The organism is Streptomonospora sp. PA3, assembly GCF_009728995.1.
Classification (GTDB): Bacteria; Actinomycetota; Actinomycetes; order Streptosporangiales; family Streptosporangiaceae; genus Streptomonospora.
On record NZ_VTZW01000004.1, the window covers coordinates 17885 to 29820 of the forward strand.

Below are 11936 nucleotides of genomic sequence, written 5' to 3' on the forward strand. Positions count from 1 at the left end.
GAGAGGCGCGGAGCGCAGTTCGCTCGCGCGGCGGGGGCTGCCGAGCCGTTCCGAGGCGCCGGCGTCCCACGGCCCCCGCCGCCAGAGGTCGGATGATGGGTGAATCAGGCGGAAAATCCACTTCGGTGAGGGTCGCATGGGCGCAGTCGGGGTCGTGGCGCGGTACGTTTTCCCTATGTCAGGCAGCACTTCGCCGAGCGCGCCTTTCGGCCAGATGTTGACCGCCATGGTCACGCCCATGCAGGAGAACGGCGACGTCGACTACGACGGCGCCGCCCGCCTCGCCACCTACCTGGTCGATGAGCAGCGCAATGACGGCCTCATCATCAGCGGTACCACTGGAGAGTCGCCGACCACCAGTGACGAGGAGAAGGACCGGTTGCTGCGCGCCGTGCTGGAAGCGGTCGGCGACCGGGCCGTGGTCGTGGCCGGAGTCGGCACCAACGACACCCGCCACAGCATCGACCTCGCCCGCAGCGCGGAACGCGCCGGTGCGCACGGCCTGCTCCTGGTCACGCCCTACTACAACAAGCCCCCGCAGGAGGGGCTGATCCGGCACTTCACCTCCATCGCCGACGCCACCGAGCTGCCGGTGATGCTCTACGACATCCCTCAGCGCACCGGTACCCCGATCGCCTCGGAGACCCTGGTGCGGCTGGCCGAGCACCCGCGCATCGTCGCCAACAAGGACGCCAAGGACGACCTCGGCGCCAGCTCGTGGGTGATGGAGCGCACCGACATGGCGTTCTACTGCGGCTCCGACATCCTCAACCTGCCGCTGCTGTCGGTGGGCGCCTCCGGCTTCGTCAGCGTCGTGGGCCACATCGTCGGCTCCGACCTGCACGACATGATCGACGCCTACCAGAGCGGCGACGTCGTGCGCGCCCTGGCCATCCACCGGCGCCTGACCCCGGTCTACACCGGCATCTTCCGCACCCAGGGCGTCATCACCACCAAGGCGGTGCTGAACATGTTCGGCCTGCCCGGCGGCCCGGTGCGCACGCCGCTGGCCGACGCCTCGCCCGAACTGCAGGCACTGCTGCGCGAGGACCTCGCCGCGGCCGGCGTCAAGGGACCGATCGGACTGGCCCCCCACCAGGCGGTGCCGGCCAGCGTGGTGGGGGTCGAACGGCTGACGGAAGGATCCGCATGAGTCATCCCCACCCCGAGCTCGGCCCGCCGCCCCCGTTGAGCGCGGACACGCTCCGCGTCGTGGCCCTGGGCGGCCTCGGCGAGATCGGCCGCAACATGACGGTCTTCGAGTACGCGGGCAAACTGCTGATCGTCGACTGCGGTGTGCTCTTCCCCGAGGAGGAGCAGCCCGGAATCGACCTGATCCTGCCCGACTTCGACTACATCCGGGACCGGCTCGACGACGTTGAGGCCCTCGTGCTCACCCACGGCCACGAGGACCACATCGGGGCTGTGCCGTTCCTGCTGCGCGAACGCCCCGACATCCCCCTGGTGGGATCGCGGCTGACGCTGGCGCTGCTTTCGGCCAAGCTCGGCGAGCACCGCATCAAGCCCGAGACCGTGCAGGTGGCCGAGGACGACCGCCGCTCCTTCGGGCCCTTCGACCTGGAGTTCCTCGCGGTCAACCACTCCATCCCCGACGCGCTGGCGGTGGCGATCCGCACCGAGGCCGGCACCCTGCTGCACACCGGCGACTTCAAGATGGACCAGCTCCCGCTCGACGGGCGGCTGACCGACCTGGCCGGGTTCGCCCGCCTGGGCAGCGAGGGCGTCGACCTGCTGCTGGCCGACTCCACCAACGCCGAGGTCCCCGGCTTCGTCACCAGCGAGCGCGACATCTCGCCGGTCATCGACAACGTCTTCCACCAGGCCGACCAGCGCATCATCGTGGCCTGCTTCGCCTCCCACGTGCACCGCGTCCAGCAGGTGCTCGACTCGGCCAAGGCCCACGGGCGCAAGGTCGCCTTCGTCGGCCGCTCGATGGTGCGCAACATGAACATCGCGCGCGACCTCGGCTACCTGACCGTGCCCGGCGACCTGCTGGTCGACGTCAAGCAACTCGACGACATGCGCCCCGAGGAGGCCGTGCTGGTCTCCACCGGCTCCCAGGGCGAGCCGATGTCGGCGCTGACCCGCATGGCCAACCGCGACCACCAGATCCGCATCGAGGAGGGCGACACCGTCCTGCTGGCCTCCTCGCTGATCCCGGGCAACGAGAACTCGGTCAACCGCGTCATCAACGGCCTGACCCGCTGGGGCGCCAAGGTGGTGCACAAGGGCAACGCGCTGGTGCACGTCTCCGGGCACGCCCCGGCCGGCGAGCTGCTGTACGTGCACAACATGGTGCGGCCGCGCAACTTCATGCCCGTGCACGGCGAGTGGCGGCACATGCGCGCCCACGCCCGCGTCGCCGCGCTGGCCGGGATCGACGAGGACCGCATCTGCCTGGCCGAGGACGGCGTGGTCGTCGACCTGCACAAGGGCCGGGCGCGCATCACCGGCAAGGTGCAGGCGGGCTACGTCTACGTCGACGGCGCCTCGGTCGGCGACGTCACCGAGTCCGCGCTCAAGGACCGGCGCATCCTCGGCGAGGAGGGGTTCATCTCGGTCATCGTGGCCGTCGACTCCACCTCCGGCAAGATCGTCGGCGAGCCCGAGATCCACACCCGGGGCGCCGGCATCGACGTCGAGGCCTACGACGAGGTCATCCCCAAGATCCAGGACTCCCTGGAGCAGGCGGCCTCCGACGGCATCACCGACCCCACGCAGCTGCGCCAGCTGGTGCGCCGGGGGATCGGCCGGTGGGTCAACGAGACCTACCGGCGCCGGCCGATGATCGTCCCGGTGATCGTGGAGATCTGACCGCGCCCGCCCCGGCACCGCCCGCCGTCGGCCCTCCTCGCCCGCCGAGCGCACACCGCGCCCTGCTCGGCGACACGAGGCGGCCCGGCCGCCGGCGGGCGACACGCCGGATCCGCGCTGCCCACCTCGGGCCCGGTCCGGTTGTAGGCTGCCCACCATGGCCACCCGTGCGCCCAAAACCCCCCGAGGCTCAGGCGGCGGAGCGTCCAGGGGCGGCGGCACCGGCGGGAAGAAGAAGGCGCCGGCGCGCAAGACCTCGGCGGCCTCCGCGCGGCGCCCCGGCTCCTCCTCCGCCAAGCGCAGGCCCGCCGCCGCCGAGGGCCCCATCGCCCTGCTGTTCGTCTGGGCGGGCCGCGGCCTGCTGCTGGTGTGGCGGCTGATGGCCCACACCGTCGGCGGGCTGGCCCGCGCCGCCGGGCGCAGCGCCCGCGACCTCGACCCCGACCTGCGCCGCGACGGGCTGGGCCTGGTGCTGCTGGCGCTGGGGCTGCTCATCGCCGCCGCCGTGTGGTGGGACACCCAGGGCCCGCTGCCCGAGGCCACCCGAACCGTCGTCGTGGGCGCCTTCGGCACCTTCTCCCCGGTCCTGCCGCTGCTGTTCCTGCCCTTCGCCTGGCGGCTGATGCGCACTCCCGGCAGCGACGAGACCGACGTGGGCCGGCTGTTCATCGGCTCCACCGCGCTGCTGGTGGGGCTGCTCGGGCTCATCCACATCGGCCACGGCATCCCCTGGCCCGCCGACGGCTCCGAAGCGGTGCGCCGCGCCGGCGGGATCATCGGCTTCGCCGCCTCCGGCCCGCTCAGCCTGCTCATCACCCCGTGGGTCACCGGGGTGCTGCTGGGGCTGCTGCTGCTGTTCGGCCTGCTGGTGGTCACCGCCACCCCCGTCCACCGCATCCCCGAGCGCATGCGCACCCTCTTCGGCGGCCTGATGGAGCGCGAGGGCGGTCCCGACGCCGGGGTGGACATCCTCGACACCCCCGCCGGGAAGGACGACAAGCCCCGGCCCAAAACCAAGCGCAAACCGCGCGAGACGGCGGGCGCCAAGGCCGCCGACGACGACACCGCAGGCGTGGCCGGCGCCAACGAGCGCCCCTACGACACCCCCGTCGTGGGCACCGCGGACAAGGCGCCCGCTGCCGCCACCCCCGACCACACTCCGCCGCCCGAGGCCGCCGAGCAGCTGTCCATCCCGCCGCGCGTCGTCGACGGCGACTACGAGCTGCCCCCGCCGCCCATGCTCAAGCCCGGCACCCCGCCCAAGCCGCGCACCAAGGCCAACGACACCGTGGTCGAGGCGCTCAACGGCGTCATGGAGCAGTTCAACATCGACGCCGAGATCACCGGGTTCACCCGCGGGCCCACCGTCACCCGCTACGAGATCGAGCTCGGCCCGGCGGTGAAGGTCGAGAAGGTCACCGCGCTGACCAAGAACATCTCGCTGGCCGTCAAGAGCGCCGACGTGCGCATCCAGTCGCCCATCCCCGGCAAGTCGGCCATCGGTGTCGAGATCCCCAACGCCGACAAGGACATCGTCAGCCTCGGCGACATCCTGCGCTCGGCCCCGGCCACCTCCGACGAGCACCCGATGCTGGTGGGGCTGGGCAAGGACATCGAGGGCTCCACGGTGGTGGCCAACCTCGCCAAGATGCCGCACGTGCTGGTGGCCGGCGCCACCGGAGCCGGAAAGTCGACCTGCATCAACGGGCTGATCACCTCGATCATGATGCGCGCGACCCCCGACGAGGTGCGGCTCATCCTGGTCGACCCCAAGCGGGTCGAGCTGACCATGTACGAGGGCATCCCGCACCTGATCACGCCCATCATCACCAGCCCGAAGAAGGCCGCCGACGCCCTGCAGTGGGTCGTGGGCGAGATGGACCGCCGCTACGACGACCTGGCCGCCTCGGGCTACCGCCACATCGACGACTTCAACGCCGCGGTGCGGGCCGGGGAGCTGACCGCCCCGCCCGGCAGCGAGCGCGTCTACGAGCCCTACCCCTACCTGGTGGTCATCGTCGACGAGCTGGCCGACCTGATGATGGTCGCTCCCCGCGACGTCGAGGACGCCATCGTGCGCATCACCCAGCTGGCCCGCGCCGCGGGCATCCACCTGGTGCTGGCCACCCAGCGCCCCAGCGTCGACGTCGTCACCGGGCTGATCAAGGCCAACGTCCCCTCCCGGCTGGCCTTCGCCACCTCCAGCCTCTCCGACAGCCGCGTCATCCTCGACCAGCCCGGCGCCGAGAAGCTCGTCGGCAAGGGCGACGCGCTGTTCCTGCCCATGGGCGCCGGCAAGCCGATCCGCCTGCAGAACGCCTGGGTCACCGAGAAGGAGATCCGGGGGGTCGTCGAGCACTGCAAGAAGCAGGCCGAACCCACCTACCGCGACGACGTGGGCACGGCCGAGGCCAAGAAGAAGGAGATCGACGAGGAGGTCGGCGACGACCTGGACCTGCTGCTGCAGGCCATCGAGCTGGTGGTCACCACCCAGTTCGGCTCCACCTCGATGCTGCAGCGCAAGCTGCGGGTGGGCTTCGCCAAGGCCGGTCGGCTGATGGACCTCATGGAGAGCCGCGACGTCGTCGGCCCCAGCGAGGGCTCCAAGGCGCGCGACGTCCTGGTCAAACCCGACGACCTGCCCGAGGTCCTGGCGCGCGTCCGCGGGGCGGGGGACACGGAGTGAGGACCGCCTCCTGAGGCCGGCGCTCTGAGGGGCGGGCACAGGAGTGCGGTTTCGTCCGGAGGTCCCGCTCTGCGGCGGTCTCGGGGCATTGACGCAGTTTTAACCGCTTCATGGGGTGTGTCAGAGTGCCTTTCCACCAGCGAACACGCACAGTGGTGAAAGACCTACTCTGCGGTGTGGCGCAGTCGGGCGCACCGCGCGCCGGGGTGCCGCCCGAGGGCGCTTCCCGGCCCGCGAGGCACCGCGACCGTACCCTCACCCTGGGAAGGGGCGGACGACCATGACCACGATCGGCCGGACCATCGCCGCCGCTCGCGAAAGCGCCGGCTACACCCTCGCCGAGCTGAGCGCCCGCACCTGCATCCGCCGGCCGGTGCTCGCCGGCATCGAGGCCGACGACTTCCGCGGCTGCGGCGGCGACTTCTACGCCCGCGGCCACATCCGCTCGGTCTGCCGCGAACTGGGCATCGACCCGGCGGAGCTGATCGAGCTCTACGACAGCGAGCACGCCCGCGAGCGCACCGTCCCGGCATTCACCGACAAGCCGATCACCGAACGCGACGGCGAATCCGGCTCCGCAGCCGGCGCCCCGCAGCCGCCACCGCACACCGGTGCCGGCGGTCGCGCCGACAGCGGCGCTGAAGAGGCCGTCAGCGCCGCCGGAGCCCGCGGGCGGCCCGAGGCCGCGGCCGGGCGCCCCCGGGCGCCCCACGGCGACGCCGGAGCGCCGCAGGCCGCCGCGGCACCCCGCCCGCCCGCACCGGACGACGACACCCGCGACCGGCAGCCCTGGAGCGGCCCGCCCGCCCCCAGGTCCGAACCGGCGCCACCGCCGACCTCACCCGCAGCGCCGCCGCCCGACTCCGCCGCACACGGCGCGGTCCCCAGTCCCCGCGGCAGGCACGGCCGGCGCGACGACGCCGACGGCGGCCGCGGCGGCGCCCGCACCCGCGCCGAGGGCGCCGAGCGCGAAACCGGCGCCGCCGGCGCGCCCAGCACCGGCCGCGCGCCCACCCGGCGGCGCAGACGCCGGGGCTCCCTGCTGGCGGCGACCATCGCCGCCGCGCGCCGCTCCTGGCCGCTGGCGGTGTTCGCGCTCCTGGCCGGCGCCGCCGTGGTGGCCGCCCTGCTGGCCTGGCCCGACGGCCGCACCGAGCAGCGAGCCGGCGCGGGCCCCATCGTCCGCAGCGAGGAACCCTCCGCCGACGCCGCACCGGCGCCCGAGGAGGACGGCCCCTCCGGGCAGGCCGAGCAGCCCGGGCGGGCCCAGGAGTCCCAGCCCGCCGCGGCGGCCCCGCCCTCGCAGCAGCCCGGGCAGGCCCAGGAGTCCCAGCAGCCCGAAGGCTCGCCCAGTCCGCGAAAGACCGCCGAGCGCGGCGAGAACCTCAGCGGCATGCTCACCGGCGAGCGCAAGGCCGAGCAGGTCCACCTCACGGTCAGCGCCACCGAGCGCGTCTGGCTGCGGGTCACCGACGCCGAGGGCGACAACCGCTTCACCGGGGTGCTGCGCAAGGGGGAGCTGCGCGCCTGGACCCACCGCGACGAACTGCGGCTGCACGTGGCCAAGGCCTCGGCGGTGCGCATAAGCGTCAACGGCGAGCACCGCGGCACACCCGACGACGTCGCCCGCGTGGCGCACTTCACCTTCTCGGCCACCGACCTGGTCTGACACGGGCCGCTCCGGGCGCCGCGACGGTCGCGGCGCCCGGACCGAACGGCGCGGCACAGGGTGCGGGCGCGGGCGAAGCCCCCGCCGGGAGGATCTACCCTGGGAGAGGCGGGGAGTCCCGCCGCCCGTGAACCGCTCCCCTAACCTTGGAAGCCATGTCATCGCGCCGCAAAGTCTCGCTCGTCACCCTCGGCTGCGCCCGCAACGAGGTCGACTCCGAAGAGCTCGCCGGACGCCTCGAATCGGACGGATGGGACCTGGTCGACCCCGAAGGCGGTGAGCAGGCCGACGTCGTGGTCGTCAACACCTGCGGGTTCATCGACGCGGCCAAGCAGGACTCCATCGACGCGCTGCTCTCCTCGGCCGCGGACGGGGCCAAGGTCGTCGCCGCCGGCTGCATGGCCGAGCGCTACGGCTCCCAACTGGCCGAAGCGCTGCCCGAGGCCCAGGTCATCGGGTTCGACGACTACGCCGAGATCTCCCACCGGCTCGACGACGTCCTCGCCGGCCGCAGCCTCACCCCCCACGACCCCCGCGACCGCCGCACCCTGCTGCCGATCACCCCGGTCGAGCGGCCCGACCGGCAGCACGCCCACGTCCCCGGCCACGCGCCCTTCGACACCCCCGACCCGCTGCCCGAGGGCCTGGCGCCCGCGTCGGGGCCCCGCATCCCGCGCCGCCGCCTGACCGGGGGACCGGTCGCCAACCTCAAGATCGCCTCGGGCTGCGACCGCCGCTGCACCTTCTGCGCGATCCCCGCCTTCCGCGGCGCCTACATCTCCCGCCGCCCCGACGACGTCGTGCGCGAGGCCGAGTGGCTGGCCGGCCAGGGGGTGCGCGAGCTGTTCCTGGTCAGCGAGAACTCCACGTCCTACGGCAAGGACCTGGGCGACCTGCGCGCACTGGAGGGACTGCTGCCCCGGCTGGCCGGCGTCGAGGGCATCGAGCGGGTGCGGGTCAGCTACCTCCAGCCCGCCGAGATGCGGCCCGGCCTGATCGAGGTACTGACCTCCACCCCCGGCGTCGTCCCCTACTTCGACCTGTCCTTCCAGCACGCCAGCGGCCCGCTGCTGCGCCGGATGCGCCGCTTCGGCTCGCGCGAGCAGTTCCTGGAGCTGCTGCAGACCGTCCGCGCCCGCGCGCCGGAGGCCGGCGTCCGGTCCAACTTCATCGTCGGGTTCCCCGGCGAGACCGAGGCCGACCTCGCCGAGCTGACCTCCTTCCTGGAGGAGGCGCGGCTGGACGCCGTGGGGGTGTTCGGCTACTCCGACGAGGAGGGCACCGAGGCGGCGGGGCTTGACGGCAAGCTCCCAGACGAGACGATTACCGAACGGGTCGACCGGCTCAACCGGCTAGCGGAGGAACTCATGGCGCAACGGTCCGAGGAGCGCGTCGGCTCCACCGTGGAGGTCCTCGTCGAATCCGAGCTGGGCGAGGGCGCCTACGAAGGCCGATCGGCGCACCAGGCCCCCGAGGTCGACGGCAGCACGGTGGTGTACGGCACCGGCCTGGCCGCCGGCGACGTCGTCACCGCGACCGTCACCGAGGCGATGGGTGCCGACCTCGTCGCCGAGGCCGCCACCCCGGGTGCGGCACCGCGATGAGCACCGGCCCTTCCGCGCCCGGCCCCGCCCCGGGCCGCGTTCCGCTGTGGAACATCGCCAACGTCCTCACCGCCAGCCGGCTGGTGATGGTCCCGCTGTTCGTGGCGTTCATGTTCCTGGACCACCCGGCCTGGCGGTTCGCCGCCTTCGCGGTGTTCGTGGTGGCCGCGGTCACCGACCGCGTCGACGGCGAGATCGCCCGACGGCGCAACCTCGTCACCGACTTCGGCAAGGTCGCCGACCCCATCGCCGACAAGGCGCTGACCGGCGCCGCCCTGATCGTGCTGTCGATGCTGGGCGAACTGTGGTGGTGGGTGACCATCGCCATCCTGGTGCGCGAGCTGGGCATCACCCTGCTGCGCTTCGCGGTGATCCGCCACGGCGTCATCCCGGCCAGCCGCGGCGGCAAGCTCAAGACCGTGCTGCAGGTCGTGGCGATCTCGGTCTACCTGTTCCCGCTGCCCGAGCCGATGATGATCGTCGCCCACGCGATCATGGCCGCCGCCCTGGCGGTCACCCTGTGGACCGGCGGCGACTACGTCATCCAGGCGGTGCGGCTGCGCGGCAGCCGCTCATCCGGCGCCGCCGCCGGATGAGCGGCCGAAGCGGCCCGGAGCGGCCGCCGCTGCCCGGCGCCGCCGACGCCGCGGCGGCGCTGCGCGCCCTGGAGGCGGCCGGCGCCACCCTGGCCACCGCCGAGTCGCTGACCGGCGGGCTGATCGGCGCGGCCCTGACCAGCGTCCCCGGCGCCTCGGCCGTCTACCGGGGCGGGGCCGTCGCCTATGCCACCGAGCTCAAGGCCCGCATGCTCGGCGTCCCCCGCGAGCTGCTGGAGGCCCGCGGCGCCGTCGACCCCGACGTGGCGAGCGCCATGGCCCGGGGTGCGGCCGCCGTACTGGAGGCCGATTTCGGGCTGGCCGTCACCGGTGTCGCAGGGCCCGAGCCCCAGGACGGTCGCACCGCCGGCACCGTGTTCGCCGCCGTCCACGGCACCGGCGGCCTGTCCCGCGTGAGCGAGTTCTTCCTCACCGGCGACCGGGCCGAGATCCGGGCGGCAACCACTGAACAGGCACTTCGCCTGCTGCGCTCCGAGGTGGCCGCTATCACGGGCAGATAACGGCCTTTGCGCAGTTCCAACCGGCCATTCGAGGGAACAAACCGTCACCAAGATCGTGTTACCCCTGCAGCGAACAGGAAGCCGTGAGGTGCGACGATCGGGCAAGAGGCAGGTACGGTGTTTTTCATGAAGGTCGCTACCGGTGGGAGGGAGCGCGAATGATGGTCCTGCTTCGTCACCTGACTGGTGACGTGCTACGGCGGCTACGGCAGCGACAGGGCCGCACCCTCCGCGAGGTGTCGGCCGATGCTCGAGTGTCATTGGGGTATCTGTCCGAGGTCGAGCGCGGGCAGAAGGAGGCCTCCTCCGAACTGCTCTCCTCGATCTGCGGTGCCCTGGGTGTGCCGCTCTCCCAGGTACTGCGCGAGGTCGCCGACCAGCTGGCTCTCGCCGAGCTGCAGGAGGCCGCGCTGCTCAGTGGATCGGTTCCGGCCGACTCCGTCCCCTCCCACGACCACCTCGGCATCGACTCGGTGCCCGACCGCGTTCCCGATGTCGTCGACATGGTGGGTGTGTGACGCCCGCCCGATCCCTGAACTTACCGACCGCCCCGTGACCCGCACGGCGCGCAAACGGCGAAGGCGCCGACCGCGAATCCCCGCGGTCGGCGCTTTTTCGCACCCGGCCCCGGCCGGGTGCCGATGCCGCACGCCCCTCTGTTCGGCGGGGGAGCGGGGGAGGGCACCGCGCCGCCCCCCACCGGCCGTGTGCCCGCGGTCACGGCTGCCGGCGGGGGCGCTTGGGAGCCGCCACGTGCCCGCCCGTCACCCGCCGCCGCCCCGACGGAGACGCTTCGCGCCGCGTGTTTTTCCAGGGGCCCGCGGGGGCAGCTGGAACAGTGGAGACAGCCGAACTCCGCATCGGGGGATGATCGACATGACGAAGATTCACGGACCGCTTGAGGACAGTGCTCGCAAGACCACGGGCGAGGCGCTGCAGGGATCGGTCGTGGACCTCATCGACCTCTCGCTGATGGCCAAGCAGTGCCACTGGAACGTGATCGGGCGCTCCTTCCGCTCGGTCCACCTCCAGCTGGACGAGCTCGTGGATGTGGCGCGCAAGCACACCGACCAGCTGGCCGAGCGGGCGGTCGCCATCGGAGTCACCCCTGACGGCCGCTCGGTGAAGGTCGCCGCCGACACCCGCATCTCCCAGCCCGACCCGGGCTACCTGCAGGACGACAAGGTGATCGCCGCGGTCACCGACGCCCTCAGCGGCGTGGTGTCGCGCTTCCGCGAGCGCATCAGCACCACCGAGGAGTCGGACCCGGTCAGCCAGGACATGCTCATCGAGGCGGCCGAGGACCTCGAGCAGCAGCACTGGATGTTCGAGGCCATGCGCTGAGGCCGGCCGCCCGGCCCGCGGCGACGCCGGCGGCCCTGCCGCCGGCCGCTACGTTCCACTCCTGCAGCCGCCCAGGGGGTCGGCTGCGGCAATGGGTGCGCCTCGCGAGGCGCACCCATTGCCGCAGCCTCGGCGGGGGCCCTGGGCTGGGTTCCCAGTAGGTTCCCCGCGAGAGGTGCCCTTCTCGCCTGCTCCTCCCCGCCTCAGCTGGCCCAGGCGTCGGGATCCTCCGACAGGGTGCGCACCGTCGGCGGGAGCCTGCCGGTCGAGACGTCCTCCAGCGTCACACTCTCCAGGATCGAGCGCTCGCTGGCCCGCAGCGCGATCCACACCTGCTGAAGGCTGCGCGCGGCCCCGTCGTAGTCGACGTGCTCGGGACGCTCCCCGCGGACGTTGGCCAGGGGGCCGTCCACCGCCCGGATCACATCGGCCAGGGAGATGTCGGCGGGGGAGCGCGCCAGCCAGTAGCCGCCCACCGGGCCCCGCTGGCTGCGCACGAGACCGGCGCGGCGCAGCTGGGTGAGGATGTTCTCCAGGAACTTGCCGGGGATGGCCTGGGCGCGCGCCAGCTGTTCGGCCGTCACCGGGCCGCCGCTGGCGGCGGCGAGCTCGGCCGCGGCACGCAGTGCGTAGTCGACCCGGGCAGAAAGGCGCATGCTGCGATTATGCCGCGACGGCCGG

General features: G+C 72.9%; 10 protein-coding genes. 9 read left to right on the plus strand and 1 reads right to left on the minus strand.

What is annotated here, in order from left to right; genetic code table 11:
- The first annotated feature begins 175 nt into the window (after positions 1-175).
- The 9 genes from dapA (at position 176) to FZ103_RS02980 (ending at position 11255) form a co-directional block, all read left to right on the plus strand.
- Positions 176-1153, plus strand: coding sequence for a 4-hydroxy-tetrahydrodipicolinate synthase (gene dapA / locus FZ103_RS02940; protein ID WP_155998710.1), 978 nt, complete (start codon positions 176-178; stop codon positions 1151-1153).
- The gene (locus FZ103_RS02945; RefSeq protein ID WP_155998711.1) at positions 1150-2835 is read left to right on the plus strand and encodes a ribonuclease J; all 1686 of its coding nucleotides are present in this window, start codon (positions 1150-1152) and stop codon (positions 2833-2835) included. The genes dapA and FZ103_RS02945 overlap by 4 nt, the downstream gene beginning before the upstream one ends.
- 157 nt (positions 2836-2992) lie before the next feature.
- Positions 2993-5521 (plus strand): DNA translocase FtsK, encoded by a 2529-nt coding sequence (locus FZ103_RS02950; RefSeq protein WP_155998712.1) that lies wholly within the window; start codon positions 2993-2995, stop codon positions 5519-5521.
- 280 nt (positions 5522-5801) lie between these two features.
- Positions 5802-7190, plus strand: coding sequence for a RodZ domain-containing protein (locus FZ103_RS02955; RefSeq protein ID WP_155998713.1), 1389 nt, complete (start codon positions 5802-5804; stop codon positions 7188-7190).
- 155 nt (positions 7191-7345) lie between these two features.
- Positions 7346-8794 carry a 30S ribosomal protein S12 methylthiotransferase RimO gene (gene rimO / locus FZ103_RS02960; RefSeq protein ID WP_155998714.1) on the plus strand — a complete coding sequence of 483 codons (1449 nt, stop codon included), beginning with the start codon at positions 7346-7348 and terminating at the stop codon, positions 8792-8794.
- Positions 8791-9390: a CDP-diacylglycerol--glycerol-3-phosphate 3-phosphatidyltransferase gene (pgsA, locus tag FZ103_RS02965; RefSeq protein WP_155998715.1), complete on the plus strand. Its 600-nt coding sequence runs from the start codon at positions 8791-8793 to the stop codon at positions 9388-9390. Before rimO ends, pgsA begins: the two co-directional genes overlap by 4 nt.
- Positions 9387-9911 carry a CinA family protein gene (locus FZ103_RS02970; RefSeq protein ID WP_155998716.1) on the plus strand — a complete coding sequence of 175 codons (525 nt, stop codon included), beginning with the start codon at positions 9387-9389 and terminating at the stop codon, positions 9909-9911. Before pgsA ends, FZ103_RS02970 begins: the two co-directional genes overlap by 4 nt.
- A gap of 158 nt (positions 9912-10069) precedes the next feature.
- Positions 10070-10429 carry a helix-turn-helix domain-containing protein gene (locus tag FZ103_RS02975; RefSeq protein WP_155998717.1) on the plus strand — a complete coding sequence of 120 codons (360 nt, stop codon included), beginning with the start codon at positions 10070-10072 and terminating at the stop codon, positions 10427-10429.
- Positions 10430-10787: 358 nt separating this feature from the next.
- Positions 10788-11255, plus strand: a complete 468-nt coding sequence (locus tag FZ103_RS02980) for a Dps family protein (protein WP_155998718.1) — start codon at positions 10788-10790, stop codon at positions 11253-11255.
- Between the two features lie 203 nt (positions 11256-11458).
- Here the strand turns inward: FZ103_RS02980 and FZ103_RS02985 are convergent, their stop codons facing one another.
- Positions 11459-11911, minus strand: coding sequence for an Rrf2 family transcriptional regulator (locus FZ103_RS02985; RefSeq protein WP_155998719.1), 453 nt, complete (start codon positions 11909-11911; stop codon positions 11459-11461).
- Between the last annotated feature and the right edge of the window lie 25 nt (positions 11912-11936).

Bases quoted from the DNA above. Each gene is read 5' to 3' on its own strand.
- FZ103_RS02975 (WP_155998717.1), top strand. From the start codon at position 10,070: ATGATGGTCCTGCTTCGTCACCTGACTGGTGACGTGCTACGGCGGCTA.
- FZ103_RS02980 (WP_155998718.1), top strand. From the start codon at position 10,788: ATGACGAAGATTCACGGACCGCTTGAGGACAGTGCTCGCAAGACCACG.
- FZ103_RS02985 (WP_155998719.1), bottom strand. From the start codon at position 11,911: ATGCGCCTTTCTGCCCGGGTCGACTACGCACTGCGTGCCGCGGCCGAG.
- rimO (WP_155998714.1), top strand. From the start codon at position 7,346: ATGTCATCGCGCCGCAAAGTCTCGCTCGTCACCCTCGGCTGCGCCCGC.
- dapA (WP_155998710.1), top strand. From the start codon at position 176: ATGTCAGGCAGCACTTCGCCGAGCGCGCCTTTCGGCCAGATGTTGACC.
- FZ103_RS02955 (WP_155998713.1), top strand. From the start codon at position 5,802: ATGACCACGATCGGCCGGACCATCGCCGCCGCTCGCGAAAGCGCCGGC.
- FZ103_RS02950 (WP_155998712.1), top strand. From the start codon at position 2,993: ATGGCCACCCGTGCGCCCAAAACCCCCCGAGGCTCAGGCGGCGGAGCG.
- FZ103_RS02945 (WP_155998711.1), top strand. From the start codon at position 1,150: ATGAGTCATCCCCACCCCGAGCTCGGCCCGCCGCCCCCGTTGAGCGCG.
- FZ103_RS02970 (WP_155998716.1), top strand. From the start codon at position 9,387: ATGAGCGGCCGAAGCGGCCCGGAGCGGCCGCCGCTGCCCGGCGCCGCC.
- pgsA (WP_155998715.1), top strand. From the start codon at position 8,791: ATGAGCACCGGCCCTTCCGCGCCCGGCCCCGCCCCGGGCCGCGTTCCG.